The following is a 19,137-nucleotide window of genomic DNA, read 5'->3' on the forward strand; positions in this document are numbered from 1 at the left end:
ACCTTTAGTGTTCAACAAAAATAAAGTAGAATTGGGCAATCGTTTGCTTTGCTATTACAATGGTATTTCAAAGCAAGAGTAATAACTTTTTTATTAAGGGTATTAAATGAATGTTTTAATTATTGGTAATGGTGGGCGTGAACACGCTCTTGCTTGGAAAGTCCGCCAATCCCCTCTTGCTACCCAAGTTTTTGTTGCACCAGGTAATGCGGGGACAGCCTTGGAAGAAGGGATTCTAAATGTTGCAATTTCAAGTACAGATTTAGAAGGTTTAGTCGCATTTGCAAAAGAAAATGAAATTGGCTTAACTATTGTTGGACCTGAAGCTCCGTTGGTGGTGGGTGTGGTTGATACATTTCGAGCAAATGGACTCAAAATTTTTGGTCCAACTCAAGCTGCCGCACAGTTGGAAGGCTCTAAAGCATTTACTAAAGATTTCTTAGCTCGTCATCAGATTCCAACCGCAAAATATCAAACTTTCACAGATGTTGAACCAGCAATTGTTTATCTGCACCAACAGGGGGTCCCAATAGTGATAAAAGCTGATGGCTTGGCTGCTGGGAAAGGAGTAATTGTAGCAATGACAATGGCAGAAGCAGAAGCAGCTGTTAAAGATATGCTATCTGGCAATGCTTTTGGCGAGGCTGGCAGTCGTGTGGTGATTGAGGAATTTTTAGATGGCGAGGAAGCCAGCTTTATTGTGATGGTTGATGGCAAGAATGTAGAGCCAATGGCAACAAGTCAGGATCACAAACGTGTTGGAGAAGGAGATAAAGGTTTAAATACTGGTGGAATGGGGGCATACTCTCCTGCACCTGTGATAACTAATGAAATTCACCAACGAGTAATGAATGAGATAATTTATCCTACTGTACAAGGTATGGCAGCAGAGGGAAATCCTTATACAGGTTTTCTCTATGCAGGATTGATGGTTATGTCCGATGGACAACCAAAAGTGATTGAATTTAATTGCCGTTTTGGCGATCCCGAAACTCAGCCGATTATGATGCGGTTAGAATCTGATTTGGTTGAGCTTTGTTTAGCTGCTTGCGATGAAAGGCTTGATAGCGTGCAGTCAAAATGGTGTGAACAGGCTGCACTTGGGATTGTCCTAGCAGCCGAAGGTTATCCTGCAGATTATCGCAAAGGTGATGAAGTTACAGGAATTCCAATTGAGTATTCAGCTAGTCAAAAAGTATTTTTGGCAGGGGTTGAGCAAAAAATGGGTAAGTTATTCACAAATGGTGGACGAGTACTGTGTGCGACAGCACTAGGTAACAGCGTATTTGAAGCTCAGCAACAAGCTCTAAAACTAGCTCAGCAAATTATGTGGCAAGGACGTTTTTTCCGCAGTGATATTGGCTATCGAGCTGTTGCTAGAGAGCAGACATTAATAAACTATTAGGCTCAATCTAGCCTTGGTGTTTTTTGAGGAGTTAATTCACTTCACTCGTAAATTTAGGCTACAATAAGCGTTTTAGTTCAAAGAGAAAATTATGCTAAGTTATCGCCACAGTTTCCACGCAGGTAATCACGCTGATGTGTTAAAACATCTTGTGTTGACCTTGATTTTAGAGACCTTAAAACAGAAAGAAAAAGGTTTTTTCTATCTTGATACTCACTCTGGTGTTGGACGGTATAGCCTTTCCAGTGCTGAAGCGGAAAAGACAGGGGAGTATGTTGAAGGGATTGCTCGGTTATGGGATCGCTGCGATCTTCCTGAAGAAGTTGCCCTTTATGTGCAAGAGATTAAGAAAATCAATCGTGGAAAACTACGTTATTATGCTGGTTCTCCTTTGTTAGCAGTTAATCAGCTCCGCCCACAAGACAGGGCTTTACTCACTGAGTTGCACCCTGCTGACTACCCATTATTACGCCAAGAATTTGCCAAAATTCAAAATGTTACAACTAAACGGGAAAATGGCTTTCAGCAGCTGAAATCTGCTCTGCCACCGAAAGAGAAGCGTGGTTTAGTGTTAATCGATCCGCCTTATGAGCTGAAAGAAGATTATGAGTTAGTCGTTAAGGCAATTATTGAAGGTTATAAGCGTTTTGCAACGGGTATCTATGCAATTTGGTATCCTGTTGTGCTTCGCCAGCATACCAAACGTATTATTCGAGGGTTGCAAGAAACAGGCATTCGTAAAATACTGCAAATTGAATTGTCTGTCCGCCCTGATTCTGATCAACGAGGAATGACTGCTAGTGGAATGATTGTTATCAATCCACCGTGGCAGCTTGAAGCACAAATGAAGAAAGTGCTACCTTATTTAACGAGTGTACTAACCCCTGAAAAAACAGGCTCTTGGACGGTTGAATGGATTACGCCTGAATAAACCTGATGATTGAAAAATTTACAGTGATATAACATTTTGATGAGAATAAATATGCAACAATATAAACACGACTTTATTGAATTTGCGTTAAGTCGCAATGTACTCAAATTTGGTGAATTTATCCTCAAATCTGGACGGGTAAGTCCTTATTTTTTTAATGCAGGATTATTTAATACTGGACGAGATTTGGCAAGGTTGGGTGAATTTTATGCTCAAGCAATTCAATCAAATGGACTGGATTTTGATGTATTATTTGGGCCAGCCTATAAAGGCATTCCAATAGCGACAACTGTTGCGATTGCCTTAGAAAATCAACATAATATAGATAAGCCGTGTTGCTTTAACCGCAAAGAAGCCAAAGATCACGGTGAAGGTGGCAATCTTATTGGTGCAACTCTACAAGGTAATATCTTATTAGTTGATGACGTCATTACCGCAGGGACTGCTATTCGAGAATCTGTGTCTCTTATCAATGCTCATCACGCTACGCTGACAGGTGTGTTAATTGCACTTAATCGAAAAGAAAAAGGCAGAGGGGAACTTTCCGCCATTCAAGAAGTGGAGCGTGATTATCATTGCCGAGTCTTTTCTATCATTGACTTTGATGACTTGATATATTTTATTGAACAATCACCCCACTATGCTCCATTTCTGCCCAAAATGTACGAATATCGAGATAAATATGGTATATAAAAACACCGTTGAGTGAATATATTACATTCAATTTATCCATCTATCTCTTCGCCATTTTCGTCCCATTTAAAGTTGAGTGCGACAGAATTTAAGCAAAAACGTAGCCCCGTTGGCGGTGGACCATCGTGGAAAACGTGTCCCATATGTGAATCACAATTGCCACAACGAATTTCTATTCGATGTCGTCCGAGGCTGTAATCATCAAGATAACGAAGCGAGTCTTCAGAGATAGTTTCATAAAAACTTGGCCAGCCACAACCTGCATCAAACTTGGTATCTGAACGAAATAGAGCATTGTGGCAGCGTACACAGCGATATGTTCCTACTCTCTCCTCATCTAGAAATTTTCCAGTAAACGGTTTTTCTGTACCGCTGTTTAAGCAAATTTCTACTTGTTCTTCGGTTAGCTCGTCAATCGTTTTAATCATTATTTACCTCATATATTCGTCTTATTCCACGATTAAATTTTAGCTGCTACAATTTCAGCGATAACAGCGAGATTATAGCTTGAACTTTTTACATTAGCGTATAATTGACATATATTTTTCGAGTGATTAATGTTTTTTCACATCTTGCGAAATTTGCCTATTAAGTTACCGCTTGCATTCGTATAATACCATCTTTTTTCTACCGTAAGGAATCATTATGGCTCATTTAACCAGTGCAAATGACACATTACATCTTTATGCACAAGCTATTACAGACCTAAAACATCGCCTTACAGATAATTTTAACCGTGCTGTCGATTTGATTTTGCAGTGCGAAGGACGCATTGTCGTATCAGGCGTTGGAAAATCAGGATTGATTGGCAAAAAAATAGTTGCGACCCTAGCCTCAACGGGAACACCCAGTTTTTTTCTACACCCAACGGAGGCGTTTCACGGTGATCTGGGTATGCTTAAACCCATTGATGTGGTGATTTTAATCTCCTATAGCGGAGAAACAGATGATATTAATAAACTCATTCCAAGCCTAAAAAATTTTGGCAACTGCATCATCGCAATGACGAGCAACCCTTGTTCGACACTTGGTCGCTACGCTGATCTTGTACTGGACATTCGTGTTGAGCGAGAAGCCTGTCCTAATAACCTTGCTCCGACAACATCAAGCCTTGTTACAATGGCATTAGGTGATGCTTTAGCAATTGCCTTAATTAAGGCTCGAAATTTTAAATCTGAAGATTTTGCACGTTTTCACCCAGGGGGAAGTTTAGGGCGTAAGTTGCTTTGCCGTGTGCGTGATGTAATGCAAACCAAATTACCCATTGTATCGCCAGATCAAAACTTTACCGAATGTCTATCGATTATGAATGAGGGGAGAATGGGGGTTGCAATTGTGATGGAAGAAGACAGTCTGCAAGGTATTATTACAGATGGTGATATTCGCCGTTCACTCAGCAAATTCGGAGCAGAAAGTTTAACTAAAATAGCAGCACAATTAATGACTAATCACCCTAAAACGATTTCTGAAAATGCGTTTCTTTCACAAGCAGAACAATTGATGAAAACCCATCATATTCATAGTCTCATTGCAGTAACCGAAACAGGGAAAGTATCAGGTATCGTGGAGTTTGCAAGCTAATGGCAAAATCAAATCATATTACACGAGCAGGCTGGCAGCAGCTTGATCAAGAGCTAAAATTTCTATGGAAGGAAGAGCGACCTAAAGTGACGCAAGCTGTCTCTGACGCTGCGGCACTGGGCGATCGTAGTGAAAATGCCGAGTACATTTATGGTAAAAAACGGCTACGAGAGATAGATAGGCGAGTACGTTTTCTCAGTAAGCGGTTAGAAACACTAAAAATTGTGGATTATCACCCAAATCAAGAGGGAAAGGTGTTCTTTGGTGCATGGGTTGAATTGGAAAATGAAAACAATGAAATTAAACAGTATCGAATTGTCGGTTGCGATGAATTCTCGCCCAGCAAAAACTGGATTTCAATTGATTCTCCTGTTGCACGAGCGTTGATTGGCAAGCAAGTTGATGATGAAGTTCGAGTGGAAACTCCATCAGGTATGGCGATATTTTATATTAACCGTATTTGGTATGAAAAAGAATAGGGACACACTGAGTGTGTCCGCTAAAGAAAACAAAGTGCGTAATAAAAGCAGGATTATCCTACCCAAATAAATTTAATAATAAACAATAAAGAAACAATCGCCACAGACGGATTGACTTCTTTGATTCTACCTGTACAAGCTTTCATCACACAATAGCTGATAAAACCAAACGCAATCCCTTCTGTAATTGAGTAAGTAAATGGCATCATTGCGGTGGTAATGAATGCTGGCGTTGCTTCCGTTAAATCGTCCCACTTGACTTCAATTAAACTTGATGCCATTAAAATACCCACAAAGACCAATGCTCCTGCAGTAGCATAAGGGGGAACAACGCTTGCCAACGGCGAAAAGAAGATCGTCAGTAAAAATAGAATGCCAACCACAAGGGCGGTTAATCCAGTTCGTCCACCTACAGATACACCTGAACCACTCTCAATATAAGTGCTGATCGCCGATGTACCCATATAAGAACCTGCCATTGCACTCACACTATCCACATAGAGTGCTTGTTTCATTTTTGGAAAGCGACCTTGCTTATCTGCAATTCCAGCTTTGTCTGTTACCGCAATTAATGTGCCTGAGGAGTCGAATAAATTGACCAGCATAAATGAGAAAATAATCCCAAGCAGAGCAGTATCAAACGCCCCTGCAATATCCACTTGCCCTACAACAGCATCAAGGCTTGGTGGCGTAGAAATAATGCCGTTAAATTTCACTGCTGGATCGAAAATCAGAGCTAATGCGGTAATCACAACGATAGAAACCAACACGCCAGAATGAATGCCACGAGCCGCTAAGATAACAATAATAAAAAAGCCCAAAATACCCATTAAGACTTTTGGATCGTGCAATTCGCCTAATGCGACTAGCGTATCAGGGTTGGCAACGACAAGCCCCATATTTTTAAAGCCAATCAAGGCAATAAATAGCCCAATGCCTGCAGCAATACCCACTCGCAAACCAAGCGGAATGGAGGACATAAACCAATAACGCACTTGTAATAGCGTTAAAATGAATAAGCCAACAGAACCGAGAAAGATTGCCCCCATACCTGTTTGCCACGAATAGCCGAGCTTTTGCACCACAACAAACGCAAAAAACGCATTCAGCCCCATTGCAGGTGCAAGAGCAATTGGCAAATTGCTAAATAATCCCATCGCAATAGTACCAAATGCGGCAATTAAACAAGTGGTAACAAACACCACTTGCGTATCCATTCCTGCAACACCAAGAATAGACGGATTGACAAAGACGATATACACCATCGTAAAGAAGGTCGTAATACCTGCAACAATTTCAGTTTTGACATTACTGCCTTTTTGTTTGAGTTGAAAAAGCTTCTCCAACATAGTTACCTCAATAAAAATTGTTCTTCAAAAAATTAATATGCCAGTACTTCACGCAGTAATTCCACTGCCAAGAAAGCCAAGCTAAAACGCTGTTCATCAGCGACAGACCAAAATTGCAGACTATTTTCATCTTTGATGAGTAGCTGGCTAATTTGTAAATGATAGTCTTCCTGCTCACCATTTTTTACCGCTGTCATCACTTGTTCTTCATTGAATACGGTCCAAGATTGTTGCCTCCAATGTTCAGCTAACATTGCTGTATCTAGAGCGTAGTCAGATTGCACACTGACCATCTGCGATACCCCATAAAAAACAGGTATTTGCACCGAATGAAACAGTACACTAGCGGTCAAATTAGGTAAAACTTTTGCAAGCTGAAGAGTAAATACTCGAGAAAAGGGTAGATGTTTTTCATCACCTTGCACATTCGCTGGTACGGCATCAAACGCTAGACGTTCTTTGTCATCATCTAACGGAATACCATTTAGTAATTGTGCAGTTTGTCCAGCCAGCTCACGCACTTTTTCATCGCCAAAATAAGCAGCGGGCAATAAAGAGGTAATAAAAATGTGGCTTAATGGCATTTCTAGTAGTGGCTTTAATGCTAAAGCGATCTGGCTAATTTGAGGATTGGCTAGTGCCACAATATTGCGTTCACGCAAATTGATCAGCATTTCGTTATTCACACTGGGGACAACCACAGGTACGCCGTCAATTAATGCGGTAATACCATACAGATCCAATAGAATACAGCCTGCCTGCACCGCTTTTGCTAACACCTCAGCGTGTACCATTGAGCCTGCGAATAGAACGTGGCTAAATTGCGACCAATCTGCCTCATCTAAAGCAAACTGTGGCACCGCTTTTGCCCCGAAACGCAAGTTTTGTTCTTCGCCAAATGGCGTGAGTTCGACCGCTGAAATTGCGGCAATATCAAGACCGCTTTCCGTTAAAGTATCAAGCAATTTTTCAGCAAGAGAAAAATCCGCTGCAATTGCTAAATGAGTGATTGCCATTTGCAGTTCCTATTAAAAAGGAGAAAATAATCTTCAATTCTACCTCTTATTTCCTCAAATAGCGATAATCAAACCACTATGCGGACAGCAAAATCCTTCCATCACAAAATTCTGCAATTGCAAAGAAAGTATGCAATAACAAAAAAGAGAGCCATTCCCAATTTAAAGAGACTATGCTATAGTTCGTAATCAAAATAATCAGTATTTTTACACATTCTTGTGCGGTGCATTCATACTATTTGATTTGCACAGTGTTATTTGCATGGAGTGTGTTTATATAGGGTAATTAAGCCTCAAATAATATGGCAAAACAAGATTCTGACTGTATTACGCTTGATCTATTCTCAACACTACCGAGAGTAGGACGACCAAGAACGAATCCACTAAGTCGAGAACAGCAAGTTCGAATCAATAAACGTAATCAGCTCAAGCGAGATCGCTCCTCTGGCTTAAAGCGTGTTGAATTGAAACTACACAGCGACTTAGTGGAAGCATTGGAGCAGGAAGCCAATTTGAAAGGTTTATCTCGTGGGCAATTAATTGAATCCATATTGCATCAATACATCAACCCATAACAGATTGATTTTTAAGGAATAGGTAATTTAAATGGCAGTTGTTGGTTTATTTTATGGTTCCGATACAGGGAACACAGAAAATATTTCTAAGATGATTCAAAAGCAACTGGGTGAAAACCTTGTTGATATTCGTGATATTGCGAAAAGCACCAAGGAAGATATTGAAGCATACGACTTCTTACTCATTGGTATTCCAACTTGGTATTATGGTGAATCTCAAGCTGACTGGGACGACTTTATGCCAACGCTAAAAGAAATTGATTTTACAGGAAAGATTGTCGGTATTTTTGGTTGTGGTGATCAAGAAGATTATGCTGAATATTTCTGCGATGCAATGGGTACTGTTCGTGATATTATTGAACCTAATGGCGGTACTCTAGTGGGGCTTTGGCCAACAGAAGGCTACAGCTTCGAGGTTTCACAAGCTTTGGTTGATGAAAATACATTTGTTGGATTATGTATTGATGAAGACAGGCAACATGAGCTTACTGAAGATCGTGTAAATCGTTGGTGTAAACAGTTATTTGATGAAATGTATTTGGCTGAACTGGCTTAATTGAGGTGAATATGTCTGAAGAAAATATACAATTGTTAAAGAAAGTCGGTTTAAAAGTAACCGAACCCCGCTTAACTATTTTAGAGTTGATGCAAACTACCCGTGAAGGATTGCAACATTTTTCCGCAGAGGATATTTACAAATTGCTGCTTGAGCGTAAGTCTGAAATTGGTCTAGCGACGGTTTATCGTGTATTAAACCAGTTTGAGGAAGTGGGGATTTTAACTCGCCATAATTTTGACTCAAGTAAAGCTGTCTATGAATTGAATTTTAATCACGAACACGATCATATAATCTGTATGGATTGCGGTAAGGTATTTGAATTTAAAGACACAGAGATTGAACGTCGCCAACGTGAGATTAGCCAGCAACACGGCATAGAGCTTTCTAATCACAGCCTCTATCTCTATGGAAAATGTAGTAATGTTCATCAATGTGATGAGAAAAAATAAACTTCGTTCCAGATGATAAATTAATTCGCAAGCGGTGCGATTTTGTAAAAATTTTGCAAAATCTCGCCGCTTGCGTATATGAATAACAGAAAATCTTATGACCGAAAATACTCCGTCTGTATTACCAGCCAAGATTCACCGATCTCGTAAAATTTCTCCATTTTGGCTACTTCCGATTATTGCATTTGTGATTGGTGCGATACTTTTCTTTCAAATTCTAAAACAGCAAGGGCAAACGATCACTATTCGCTTTAATAAAGGTGATGGTATTACCGCAGGTAAAACGGCTATTCGCTATCAAGGGTTACAAATTGGACAGGTGAAAAAAGTTTATTTTGTGGATAACCTAAAACAAGTTGAAGTAGAAGCGGAAATTCATTCTGAGGCAAAATCCATCTTAAGAGAAGGGACTAAGTTTTGGTTGGTAAAACCTAGTGCATCACTAGCAGGCGTATCAGGTTTAGATGCTTTAGTGTCAGGCAACTATATTACGTTGCTTCCTGCTGATATTGAAAACTCTAGTCAGTATGAGTTTATTGCTGAAGATGAGCTGCCTGCGATTAGTGTTGCTGATGGTGATTTATTGGTCAAATTAATAACTAATGATCTTGGCTCAATCACGGTCGGTGCAAATGTTTATTACCGCAAAGTGCCTGTTGGTAGCATTGCCGACTACCGTTTCACTGCTGATCAGAAAAAAATTGAAATTGATCTCATCATTGAAAAAAAATACGCTAATCTAGTCAAAAAAGAAAGTCATTTTTGGAATATCAGTGGTATTAATGTCGAGGCTAGCCTTGCTTCTGGCGTAACTATTTCAGTCAATAGCCTCGCTTCCATCGTACAAGGTGCGATTGCTTTTGATTCACCTAATAATGGAGCAGTCGCTGAACAAGGCGATAAATTCCAGCTATATGATAATGTTAAATCAGCACAAAGAGGAAAAGAAGTACAAATTACTTTACCTGCGGTTGAAAATTTGAAGGTAAACGAAACTCCCGTTTTCTACCAAAATGTGCAAATTGGTATCCTTTCGCATTTAGAAGAATTTGACATACAACAGACTCAAAATGAGATACATAAATTATCCGAAACAATCAAAGGCACGCTGCTAATTGATCCTAATCACACACATCTTTTACGCAGCCATTCTCAAATTTTGTTGAAAGAACCTCGTTTTCAGTTGAACAAAGAACAAATCAGTAAAATGAGCGAGTTACTTAGAGGGGTTTATTTTGAAATAGAGGGTGGCGATGGCGATCCAAAGTTTGAGTTCGCTGTCCAAAAAGAGTCAGATTACTTACTTAGTCGCCCTAACACACTAGCATTTACGCTTAAGGCTGAACAATCTTACGGCGTCGATCAAGGGCAAGGGGTATATTATAATGACATTAAAATTGGTGAGGTACTCGAACGTAATGTGAGCCTTGATGAAGTTAGCTTCCAAGTCGTTATTTTTCCACAATATCGCCATCTTATCAGTGGAGAAAGCCAATTTGTGGCGATTTCTAATCTTGATGTTTCAGTGGGAATTGATGGTCTGCGTGTACACGCAGGTTCGCCAGCAGATTGGCTAAAAGGCGGTGTGCAAGTTTTACCTCACAAAAAGAAAACACCTATAAAAAACTATTACCCTCTGTATAAAAATAACGATTATGCCAAAGCAGGTATTGTCTCCAGTGAAAAAACAACCACATTGACACTCACTGCAACAGAATTATCAGGCATTGATAAAGGGGCTGTAATTCTTTATCAAGATTTTCCTATCGGTGAAGTTATTGAGGTTCAACCTCGCAAAAATACCTTTTTGGTGTCTATCTTTATTGAGCCTAAATATCGGCAGCTGCTTAGTGAAACAAGTCGTTTTTGGATAGAGCCTGCACTTAAAGCTACACTTTCGGCGCAAGGTCTAGATCTGAAAGCTTCGCCAATAATGCGAACTTTGAAAGGTGCAATTAGTGTAGATAATCAAGGTGTGAAAGGTAATAAAACACTCTATTCAAGTTTTGAGAAAGCAAATTCAAGCAATACTTACATCACCTTAATTGCAAAAGATGCTTCAAAGCTCAGCCGAGGAATGCCAATTAAATATATGGGATTGACTATCGGTAGCGTGGAGTCGCTTCAGCTTGATATTGCAAAAAAACAGGTAAAATTGACCGCTTATATTGACGGAAAATATCACGCTTTATTGGCTAAATCTGGCAGTAAATTCAGTGCAATTTCCCCTACTCTTGATACGACGGGGTTTAAAAATCTTGATGCAGCATTACAAAATTACATTAATGTGGAATTAGGGTATGGCGAATACACGACTCAATTCTCACTCTCCGATACAGAAACAGTGGCTAGCGAATATGCTAATGGCTTTCCAATTATTATCGAAACAAGTAACGCAAATGGCATTACGCCACAAGCCCCTGTATTGTATCGAGGAATGCAAGTCGGTATTGTACAACAGCTTGATTTAAGTGAGTTGGGCGATCGTATCCTGATTTACTTAAGGATTAATCCAAAATATAAACACCTTGTGCGTAAAAATACTCAGTTCTGGCAAGCTTCAGGCTACACACTTGATATTGGGCTAAGCGGTGCGAGTATTAGTTCAGGCACAATGTCGCAACTGCTAAATGGCGGAATTAGCTTTGCCACGCCATCTGGCGAAATTATTCAGCCTCAAGCGGAAGCCAATCGCCGATTTGTTTTACAACGCAATATGCCAGCGGGTGCTCAAACGTGGCACCAAGGTGCAGCAGAATAAGTTACACAGTATGAAAGCGGTCTATTTTGCAAAAAAATTTGCACTTTAGACCGCTTGTATTTATTAAAATGATAGGAGAATCACAATGCCATTATTAGATAGCTTTAAAGTAGATCATACCAAAATGAACGCTCCAGCGGTACGAGTGGCGAAAACTATGCAAACCCCAAAGGGCGATGATATTACGGTATTTGATCTTCGCTTCGTACGTCCAAATATTGAGATTTTACCTGTGCGTGGTATCCACACGATGGAACATCTATTTGCAGGTTTTATGCGTGATCACCTAAATAGTGAAAATGTCGAAATTATTGATATTTCACCAATGGGCTGCCGCACAGGTTTTTATATGTCATTAATTGGCACGCCAAGTGCAGAATCTGTCGCCAAAGCGTGGAAAAACGCAATGCAAGATGCACTTAATAAAGTACCTGATGTGAGCAAAATCCCAGAACTCAACGAGTATCAATGTGGCTCTTACAAAGAACATTCTCTAGAAGAAGCACATCAAATTGCTCGTAACGTGTTGGAAAAAGGGATCGGAATCAACTATAACGCAGATCTTGCATTAGATGAAAAATTACTGAATCTGTAAATTCAATATTGGGGTATAGTAGACAAAATGGTTGCTAGAAAGTGGGATAAAGCGTTATAGTATACGGTATTATGTAGCAGTTGCACAAAACCAAAACTTGAATAATTAACCGTTGAAAAGAAAGCCTTTAGCTTAATGATAAGTTAAAGGCTTTCTGATTTAAAGGATATTGAAAAATATAACTCACTTAAAAAGAAACATCGTCATTGAAATCCCAAACAGGATTTTCCATTTCAGTAGAAGATGTCTTTTTAGATGTTTTTTTACTGACAGAATCTTTTTCCCATAACAAATCTTCCATTACTGGTGGATAGGCAACATTTGCCCTTGCTACAAAATCCGATTGGGTCAGATATTTTCTGATTCGAACCGAGCATCGTAGATTACGTTCATCTTCTGCAAAACTCACTTCAATATCTGAGATATTTGGACTTTCATCGCTCTCTGATTCAGAGAGGTTAATTCTAAACACAGCAAGCACAACTTGATTATCCGCAATTTCATACGCCCCATAAAAAGTAAAAAAATCCGAAGGTAGTCGTTCAACACGTTTCGCCATTGAGCTTAAGTCACTAAATAAAGACATGTAATTACGCTCAAAGCTCACGTTAGAATAAAGCAAAGCAATCCCTTGCATAAATGCTTGAAAATGCTCGTAAGACCTTTTAGTAAGGTTTGTATTGATTCTTTTTTCAGTCATTTTGTATTCCTCTTTGTTGCAATGTTACGCTGCATTTAGGTAGTGTGAATCGTTTGAAGCAGTCAGGCTTGCTAAACCAAACAAGGCTTCGGCTTTTTTATTACCTTGCCAGTACCCTATAAAATCTCGTGATGGCAAGGTGTTTAAGCAACATTTTAGTAATTGCTCAAATTTCTCTTTTACACTTTTTCGGCGATTATCTTCTCGCCACGCTATTTCATTGGCATAGAACATCAGATATTTATTGTTCATTTTGTGGTAGATACCTGTAATTGCGCGCCGTAACCGTGCAAAAAAGGATTCGGCAAGGTTATTCGTGATACCGTCAATCGAGCAGTATTCCAGTGAATGGTTTACTCGCCATAAATCATAATGAAAGGCGAGGCTGTCATAAGCAGGGTTTTCGTCAGCATGAATGGTGCTGTTCGGCTTGACTAAGCGTTGCGTTAAATCAAGTATATCTTGCGTATTTTCTTCTTTTACTACGGCGACAATACTTCTATCAGCTCCCTTCATCACTGCTTGACTCGCCGCTCGTTGGCGGAATACCAATACACAAGACTTATCCGCACGCTGATAGCGTTTCTTCCGTCTATCAATACGTTTATGACGGAAATTTTTAGGGCGAATGTAGCAATTCACATAAGCACCGTCGATATGTACTTCACCATTTAACGGTGTTAAATCTTTGGCTTTTTCTAAACTTTCCCTGAATTTATGCAACAGTACCCACGCTGTTTTATATTGCACGTTGAGCTTATGTGATAACGTAATGGCAGATAATCCTTTACTTTCAGTTGCAAAATAGAAAATTGCCAATACAATTTTACGCAAAGAAAGCTTTGCACCTTGAAAAATCGTGCCTGCTGTAATAGAAAAACGATGTTGGCAATATTTACACTGCCATTGTTTACGAGTAGAAATGAAATAGGCTTGGTGATGAGTATGGCAATGCGGACAAATAACATCATTCATATCCTCTACATTACCCCAACGAGATTGTTTTAATAGCTGAAAAATCTCGGCATCAGACAAACTCGCCAAGCCATCTAAAGATAGCTGGCGTGCTGCCGCTGATAACCGAAAATGTTGTGCCATAGAAACAAAAATCCCTTCATTAAAACTCTGAAATTTCTAAACCTTTTTAGGCTTAAAAACAAAGTCATAATGAAGGGACTATTCTCTGTGGGCAAAAAGGTATTATTTTATAGGATGCTTGTCAAGCATTTTTTAAAAATCTCGGTGTTTATGAGTCTAGCTAGTTAGAGAAAGGGCTGAGCTCTGTCAAGTGAAATTTTTTGATGTGTTTGATTGCTTATATTTTAAACTTTTCTAAGCCCGTTAGAAAAGTAGATAGCATCACATCAAAAGTTTAGACTTTTTCAAATAACCTCTAAGGATAACAATAACAATCTGCCCATAAAACGGGCGGTTTTTAGGCTACTCTATAAGGGGCTAGGACTTCACAAGCCCCTCAAGGGGATGTGAAAGGCTGACAACTGCACAATAACACTATTACTTATCCCTTAGCGTGTGGTTTTATAGCTAGACTTTGTCTAGCTATAATAAAAAAACATCCACCGAAGTGGTCGTTTAACAATTAAGCTATAGTTCCATCACTAATTGTCTCATAAGCCTATAAGCAGCTTCATAAACTTTATTAGTATCCTTATTTGGAACGATTTCACCATGGAATAAGGCGTTTCTTAAATTATAAAGCATTTCTACTGTAGCTTTATAAATTAATTCAGCATTATCAATAAACTTATATTCTCCTATTTTTAAGTGCTGTTCTGATGTTGTTAATAGAGAGATCTTTTTCTTAGGGTTGGCTTCTTTAAGCAAACCCTCAATCTTTCGTTTTCTTGGTTCAGTTAAATCTTTAAATTCCCTCTTGCTCTTTAAATGTTCTAAGTCATACTCGTTATGAGAATAATTCAATATTGTGTTATTTTTTGAATCTTTTATTGTTGCTGTAACACTCTTTACATCAATTCGATCTAATTCAATCTTAATGTAATATGAGCTTCTTTGGTAGTTTTCTTGTTGAATTAAATTGCTTTTATCTAGTTCAACCATGAAATCAACAAAATGTAATTTTTGCTCATTATATTCTATCTGGTTATTGAGCAAACAATAATGAAAGTTCGCAAGGTTATTTTTGAAATATGAGCTATCTTCATTATTACCATCAATTAAACTTAGAAACTTTTTTCTAAATGAACATTTACGAGATGACTTTATTTCATTAATCGCTTCTCTATCTGTTTTTAAGTTTGGATAAGAATTTTTATACTAAGCATTGAATGAAATCCAAGATTTTACAAAAAAAATAAGTAAAATAATCTATATCAGATAATGCTCTCCATTTATCTATATTATCAGTGTGCATTGTACTCATTGCTTATTTCCCTTGTGAAATCTAAAGCGGATTTTTCATCTTTTTCGATTGCTAATTCTATAGCTATTTTTGCTTTTTCTAACAATGTTTTACTTTCTAAACGTAAGCAGTTAGATTGTTGAATTAAACTGGCAATTTTAGTTTGTATATGCATTGGGATTATTGGAATAACGAGCTGTGAAATTTCTTCTACTCGCCAATGCCGAATAATTGATCCACCGATATCTCTCTCAGCTTGCATTTGTACAACACTAGAATTTAACACCATATTTAAATATTCAGGTAATACACATTTATCTTTAACGGTCAGATGTAAAATTGCACCTGATGTAATAGCATCTAAATCTTCTGTTAATAAATGAGCAATGCCCACCGTACCATCTTTAGAAAATAAAATAGTACCTTTTTTAGGCTTTAAAGCATTTATTAATTTTGAATTATTACTACAAAAAGCATGAGCTAAATATTTAGCTGGTGCATTAATTTGAAATTTATCGTAATCTGATACTCGGATAAATGGCAATCCTGATGTATCATAAGTTTCTGATCCTGGTTCAATAGACTTTTTAATCTCAGCCAAATTACATAAGTATTTATGTGGTTTACTGATAAGTTGTTGCATTAATTTGTCATATTTTTCTTGATAATATTCCGCATCCAATCGCCCTGAAAGTCTGAAGGTCTCAGAAAAAGATTTAATATTCACCGCTTGTTCTTTGGCTTGGAAATCTTGTAAGCCTAAGGTTTCTAATAATAGCGTTTCGGCGGCTGAATAGGTGGCTTTGGCTTGGCTTAATTTTTCAAATGATTGTAATACATCGGTTTCAATTTTAGTTTGAAACTCAGATGAAAGAATAGGTATTTTAATTTTTCTAATTCGTTCTATTGATAATTTAGGTTGTGCTGTCCCCACTTTATTCCGTTCAATATAATGCTGCCCAAATTTACTTAGTAAAAAAATAAAGACGTATTCAGGTTTAATTCCATTAGTTACTAAGCGAACAGCATTTTCTGTTAAATTGCAAATGTCCAAATTAAATTTAACAATGCCAATATCTCCAACAGAATTCCCAACAATAGTCATTAAAACGTCATTATATTTCGTTTGATAATTATGAATTTCTTTGTGAGTATGTAATGAAATTCTTGGTGAATTTGTATAATCAACAAAACCATTTTTTATATCTTCTGCACGGATATAAGGAATACCATTTTTTTTATTTAAGAAATCGTGCCCCTCTGGTAATCTTTTTCCACCTTTCACTATGATGCTATTTTTACTTTCTACAAAGCCAAATTTATCAATAATCCTTTCCTCTTCTAAATAAATTTTCTTAAAAAATTCAGCATCAATTCGATAGGTGAAATTATCTTCCAATACCTCCGAGTAATTTAAAATTGTTACCTCTAACCCCTCTAACAACTTTTGGTACTTTAAGTTATTAAAGGGGCTTAACTCTTTCCCACAAAAGAGAGTTTTTCTTTTTTGGCAAATTCCAAAAAGGCTTCGGCAATGCCATCTTGGGTTAAACCGTCGTGATTGAACAAATCGTGTTTAACAATTAGATGTCCGTGCGTGTCTAAAACTGGTGTGCCATCGGCATTACGAACGAAAATTTTATCACCACTGTTGTCTTTGCTCGGTTCTCGCATTGTGGCAAAGAAAATCGGGTAGTCTTCCACTTTCGGGCAAAGTTCATCGTGCCATTTTTGCACAAATAGCACGCTTGTTTTGGTACCAGTATGCGGTTTAAATACATTTCCGTGCAAGCCAACCACTGCCAAAATACGGCAACGCTTGGCAATGAATTCACGGATTGCTTTATCAGAGCTATTATTAAATCGACCTTGTGGCAATACAATAGCCATTCGTCCACCGTCTTTTAGAAAATCCAAGTTACGTTCAATAAAGAGAATATCACGCCCAACTTTTGTCTGAGCTTTCCCATTAGATTTTTTTCCTAGTTCATACTTAGCTAAAATTCGGCTTTCTTTAATATCACCAGCAAATGGTGGATTCGCCATCAATACATCAAATTTAAAATCTCTATTACTATCTTTACTTGCTCGAAGTTTTCTGATTTTTTTCCAACCCTCGCCATAGGTATCCAGCCATTCAGTATCGCCGACAATTTCTTTTTTTGTATTACCTGTTTTTTCGTCCCAACGCTCCCAATCTAAAGTATTTAAATGCAGAACATTAGTTTGCCCATCACCTGCAATAAGATTTAAGGTTCTTGCTACACGAACAGCTTTTTCATCAAAGTCTATCGCAAATACTTTGCTAGTTACATAGTCTGTACATTCGGCAGGTTTTTCTTCGCTAGTAAATAAATTGCTTTTATGTAATCCTTTCTCTTTCAGAATTTGTTCCCACACATGAAAAATGGTATGTACAGGGAAACCACAACTACCTGATGCAGTATCAATTATGCTTTCATCTTTTGTCGGGTTAAGCATTTTTACACACATATCAATAACATAACGTGGGGTAAAATATTGCCCTTTCTCGCCCTTGCTTGATTTGCTTATTAGATACTCGAAAGCTTCATCAACTACATCTAAGTTAGAATTAAATAATTTCACATCTTGAAGAGATGACACACAAACAGATAAATGTGATGGCGTAAGTTGAATTTTTGCATCTTCAGAGAATACGCCTTCCCATTTTTCATTCGCTTTTTCAAATAAAGATTGAATTTTATTTTTTAATTCAATTTCTGTATTACCATTATTTCTGAACTCTAAATATCGATCTTTATTTCTTCCACTTTGCATTTCATCATAAAGTTTTGTGAAGATGAGCTTAAATACCTCTTCAAATACATCTATTCCAGCATTTGCTAGCACTTCATCTTCCATTTCTAAAATAAGATCTTTTAAAGATTTTCTTTCATTTACCAATTTATCATGTTTAATTAAATCATCAATGGTATATTTTTCATTCAATATATCGGATAGTTTTTCATTCACGTTAGGAATGTTAGATATATCTTCAAAATAGTTTGGATCCTTACGATGATAGAATGAAATAGATTCTCCATTAGTCCAAACCCCTATAGGTGAACCTGTCGCATTACAATAAGATTTTAGTTGTTCTTTACCATCTTTTAGTTTTGGTTTTTTAAGCTCAACAATAATATAAGCTGAATTAATATTATCTTTATCTCGAACAATAATATCTGCACGTTTTTCTTCTCGACCAAAATTTACAGTACTTTCTACATTAATTCTATCTATTGGGTATTGGTATTTATTGATAAGTGTAGATAAGTAGAGTTGTCTAATGATTTCTTCAGGTGTGAGCTTAATTTCTTTTTTTCGAATAAGACAAGGAACGAAATAGGTTATTTTACCTTTTTGTTCTTTAGAGATGATTCTAGTTTCTAATTCTTCAATTTGCTCTTTTGTAAATTGACTTAATTTATATTGACTATCTTTAAGAATAGTTTCTAATTTAATTGAATTAATCATTAGCAACCTCCCAAAATAAATTTGCAAGGTTGATATTTAGGGAATAAGCTATTTGTAGGCTTGTAGGCTTGTAGGCTTGTAGGCTTGTAGGCTTGTAGGCTTGTAGGCTTGTAGGCTTGTAGGCTTGTAGGCTTGTAGGCTTGTAGGGACATTTTTTGTTCCTTATTTA

Annotated in this window: 19 protein-coding genes; 10 read left to right on the plus strand and 9 right to left on the minus strand. The window is 37.7% G+C overall.

The annotated features are described in order from the left end of the window. The first annotated feature begins 106 nt into the window (after positions 1–106). The 3 genes from purD to pyrE all read left to right on the plus strand — a co-directional run bounded on the left by purD (position 107) and on the right by pyrE (position 3,029). Positions 107–1,405: a phosphoribosylamine--glycine ligase gene (gene purD, locus EV693_RS00335; RefSeq protein WP_132500414.1), complete on the plus strand. Its 1,299-nt coding sequence runs from the start codon at positions 107–109 to the stop codon at positions 1,403–1,405. A 91-nt stretch (positions 1,406–1,496) separates the two neighbouring features. After that, positions 1,497–2,336 carry a 23S rRNA (adenine(2030)-N(6))-methyltransferase RlmJ gene (locus EV693_RS00340; RefSeq protein WP_132500415.1) on the plus strand — a complete coding sequence of 280 codons (840 nt, stop codon included), beginning with the start codon at positions 1,497–1,499 and terminating at the stop codon, positions 2,334–2,336. Positions 2,337–2,387: 51 nt separating this feature from the next. Continuing rightward, a complete protein-coding gene (gene pyrE, locus EV693_RS00345; RefSeq protein ID WP_132500416.1) occupies positions 2,388–3,029 on the plus strand; it encodes an orotate phosphoribosyltransferase in 642 nt (213 codons plus the stop codon). Between the two features lie 32 nt (positions 3,030–3,061). Here the strand turns inward: pyrE and msrB are convergent, their stop codons facing one another. Then, positions 3,062–3,457 carry a peptide-methionine (R)-S-oxide reductase MsrB gene (gene msrB, locus EV693_RS00350; RefSeq protein WP_132500417.1) on the minus strand — a complete coding sequence of 132 codons (396 nt, stop codon included), beginning with the start codon at positions 3,455–3,457 and terminating at the stop codon, positions 3,062–3,064. A 217-nt stretch (positions 3,458–3,674) separates the two neighbouring features. Here msrB and EV693_RS00355 point away from each other — a divergent pair, with 217 nt between their 5' ends. Together EV693_RS00355 and greB are read left to right on the plus strand one after the other, a co-directional pair. After that, positions 3,675–4,610: a KpsF/GutQ family sugar-phosphate isomerase gene (locus EV693_RS00355; RefSeq protein ID WP_132500418.1), complete on the plus strand. Its 936-nt coding sequence runs from the start codon at positions 3,675–3,677 to the stop codon at positions 4,608–4,610. Further along, positions 4,610–5,089 carry a transcription elongation factor GreB gene (gene greB, locus EV693_RS00360; RefSeq protein WP_132500419.1) on the plus strand — a complete coding sequence of 160 codons (480 nt, stop codon included), beginning with the start codon at positions 4,610–4,612 and terminating at the stop codon, positions 5,087–5,089. The genes EV693_RS00355 and greB overlap by 1 nt, the downstream gene beginning before the upstream one ends. A gap of 53 nt (positions 5,090–5,142) precedes the next feature. Here greB and EV693_RS00365 read toward each other — a convergent pair whose 3' ends face one another. Beyond that, the gene (locus EV693_RS00365) at positions 5,143–6,438 is read right to left on the minus strand and encodes an NCS2 family permease (RefSeq protein ID WP_132500420.1); all 1,296 of its coding nucleotides are present in this window, start codon (positions 6,436–6,438) and stop codon (positions 5,143–5,145) included. A 32-nt stretch (positions 6,439–6,470) separates the two neighbouring features. Continuing rightward, positions 6,471–7,454 (minus strand): oxidoreductase, encoded by a 984-nt coding sequence (locus EV693_RS00370; protein WP_132500421.1) that lies wholly within the window; start codon positions 7,452–7,454, stop codon positions 6,471–6,473. A 302-nt stretch (positions 7,455–7,756) separates the two neighbouring features. On the opposite strand from EV693_RS00370, the gene ybfE reads away from it, so the two are divergent. From ybfE to luxS, 5 genes are all read left to right on the plus strand, one after another. Beyond that, positions 7,757–8,029 carry a LexA regulated protein gene (gene ybfE / locus EV693_RS00375; RefSeq protein WP_132500422.1) on the plus strand — a complete coding sequence of 91 codons (273 nt, stop codon included), beginning with the start codon at positions 7,757–7,759 and terminating at the stop codon, positions 8,027–8,029. Positions 8,030–8,060: 31 nt separating this feature from the next. Next, positions 8,061–8,585, plus strand: a complete 525-nt coding sequence (gene fldA, locus EV693_RS00380) for a flavodoxin FldA (protein ID WP_132500423.1) — start codon at positions 8,061–8,063, stop codon at positions 8,583–8,585. A gap of 11 nt (positions 8,586–8,596) precedes the next feature. Continuing rightward, positions 8,597–9,037, plus strand: a complete 441-nt coding sequence (fur, locus tag EV693_RS00385) for a ferric iron uptake transcriptional regulator (protein ID WP_132500424.1) — start codon at positions 8,597–8,599, stop codon at positions 9,035–9,037. 97 nt (positions 9,038–9,134) lie between these two features. Further along, positions 9,135–11,798: a PqiB family protein gene (locus tag EV693_RS00390; RefSeq protein WP_132500425.1), complete on the plus strand. Its 2,664-nt coding sequence runs from the start codon at positions 9,135–9,137 to the stop codon at positions 11,796–11,798. A gap of 85 nt (positions 11,799–11,883) precedes the next feature. Beyond that, positions 11,884–12,393, plus strand: coding sequence for an S-ribosylhomocysteine lyase (luxS, locus tag EV693_RS00395; protein ID WP_132500426.1), 510 nt, complete (start codon positions 11,884–11,886; stop codon positions 12,391–12,393). Between the two features lie 187 nt (positions 12,394–12,580). Here the strand turns inward: luxS and EV693_RS00400 are convergent, their stop codons facing one another. From EV693_RS00400 to EV693_RS09440, 6 genes are all read right to left on the minus strand, one after another. Then, positions 12,581–13,093 (minus strand): hypothetical protein, encoded by a 513-nt coding sequence (locus tag EV693_RS00400; protein ID WP_132500427.1) that lies wholly within the window; start codon positions 13,091–13,093, stop codon positions 12,581–12,583. 24 nt (positions 13,094–13,117) lie between these two features. Next, a complete protein-coding gene (locus tag EV693_RS00405) occupies positions 13,118–14,191 on the minus strand; it encodes an IS1595 family transposase (protein WP_132500428.1) in 1,074 nt (357 codons plus the stop codon). A gap of 507 nt (positions 14,192–14,698) precedes the next feature. Further along, the gene (locus tag EV693_RS00410) at positions 14,699–15,172 is read right to left on the minus strand and encodes a hypothetical protein (protein WP_132500429.1); all 474 of its coding nucleotides are present in this window, start codon (positions 15,170–15,172) and stop codon (positions 14,699–14,701) included. A 302-nt stretch (positions 15,173–15,474) separates the two neighbouring features. Beyond that, a complete protein-coding gene (locus EV693_RS00415; protein WP_207906459.1) occupies positions 15,475–16,872 on the minus strand; it encodes a restriction endonuclease subunit S in 1,398 nt (465 codons plus the stop codon). 74 nt (positions 16,873–16,946) lie between these two features. After that, positions 16,947–18,968: a type I restriction-modification system subunit M gene (locus EV693_RS00420; protein WP_132500430.1), complete on the minus strand. Its 2,022-nt coding sequence runs from the start codon at positions 18,966–18,968 to the stop codon at positions 16,947–16,949. Next, positions 18,968–19,120, minus strand: coding sequence for a hypothetical protein (locus EV693_RS09440; protein WP_165904855.1), 153 nt, complete (start codon positions 19,118–19,120; stop codon positions 18,968–18,970). The genes EV693_RS00420 and EV693_RS09440 overlap by 1 nt, the downstream gene beginning before the upstream one ends. Positions 19,121–19,137 lie beyond the last annotated feature (17 nt).

The sequence above is a fragment of the Nicoletella semolina genome, from assembly GCF_004345745.1.
In the GTDB taxonomy this organism is placed as follows: domain Bacteria; phylum Pseudomonadota; class Gammaproteobacteria; order Enterobacterales; family Pasteurellaceae; genus Nicoletella; species Nicoletella semolina.

Excerpts from the sequence above, each read along its gene's own strand:
- purD (WP_132500414.1), top strand. The coding sequence starts at position 107 with ATGAATGTTTTAATTATTGGTAATGGTGGGCGTGAACACGCTCTTGCT.
- EV693_RS00340 (WP_132500415.1), top strand. The coding sequence starts at position 1,497 with ATGCTAAGTTATCGCCACAGTTTCCACGCAGGTAATCACGCTGATGTG.
- pyrE (WP_132500416.1), top strand. The coding sequence starts at position 2,388 with ATGCAACAATATAAACACGACTTTATTGAATTTGCGTTAAGTCGCAAT.
- msrB (WP_132500417.1), bottom strand. The coding sequence starts at position 3,457 with ATGATTAAAACGATTGACGAGCTAACCGAAGAACAAGTAGAAATTTGC.
- EV693_RS00355 (WP_132500418.1), top strand. The coding sequence starts at position 3,675 with ATGGCTCATTTAACCAGTGCAAATGACACATTACATCTTTATGCACAA.
- greB (WP_132500419.1), top strand. The coding sequence starts at position 4,610 with ATGGCAAAATCAAATCATATTACACGAGCAGGCTGGCAGCAGCTTGAT.
- EV693_RS00365 (WP_132500420.1), bottom strand. The coding sequence starts at position 6,438 with ATGTTGGAGAAGCTTTTTCAACTCAAACAAAAAGGCAGTAATGTCAAA.
- EV693_RS00370 (WP_132500421.1), bottom strand. The coding sequence starts at position 7,454 with ATGGCAATCACTCATTTAGCAATTGCAGCGGATTTTTCTCTTGCTGAA.
- ybfE (WP_132500422.1), top strand. The coding sequence starts at position 7,757 with ATGGCAAAACAAGATTCTGACTGTATTACGCTTGATCTATTCTCAACA.
- fldA (WP_132500423.1), top strand. The coding sequence starts at position 8,061 with ATGGCAGTTGTTGGTTTATTTTATGGTTCCGATACAGGGAACACAGAA.
- fur (WP_132500424.1), top strand. The coding sequence starts at position 8,597 with ATGTCTGAAGAAAATATACAATTGTTAAAGAAAGTCGGTTTAAAAGTA.
- EV693_RS00390 (WP_132500425.1), top strand. The coding sequence starts at position 9,135 with ATGACCGAAAATACTCCGTCTGTATTACCAGCCAAGATTCACCGATCT.
- luxS (WP_132500426.1), top strand. The coding sequence starts at position 11,884 with ATGCCATTATTAGATAGCTTTAAAGTAGATCATACCAAAATGAACGCT.
- EV693_RS00400 (WP_132500427.1), bottom strand. The coding sequence starts at position 13,093 with ATGACTGAAAAAAGAATCAATACAAACCTTACTAAAAGGTCTTACGAG.
- EV693_RS00405 (WP_132500428.1), bottom strand. The coding sequence starts at position 14,191 with ATGGCACAACATTTTCGGTTATCAGCGGCAGCACGCCAGCTATCTTTA.
- EV693_RS00410 (WP_132500429.1), bottom strand. The coding sequence starts at position 15,172 with ATGGTTGAACTAGATAAAAGCAATTTAATTCAACAAGAAAACTACCAA.
- EV693_RS00420 (WP_132500430.1), bottom strand. The coding sequence starts at position 18,968 with ATGATTAATTCAATTAAATTAGAAACTATTCTTAAAGATAGTCAATAT.
- EV693_RS09440 (WP_165904855.1), bottom strand. The coding sequence starts at position 19,120 with ATGTCCCTACAAGCCTACAAGCCTACAAGCCTACAAGCCTACAAGCCT.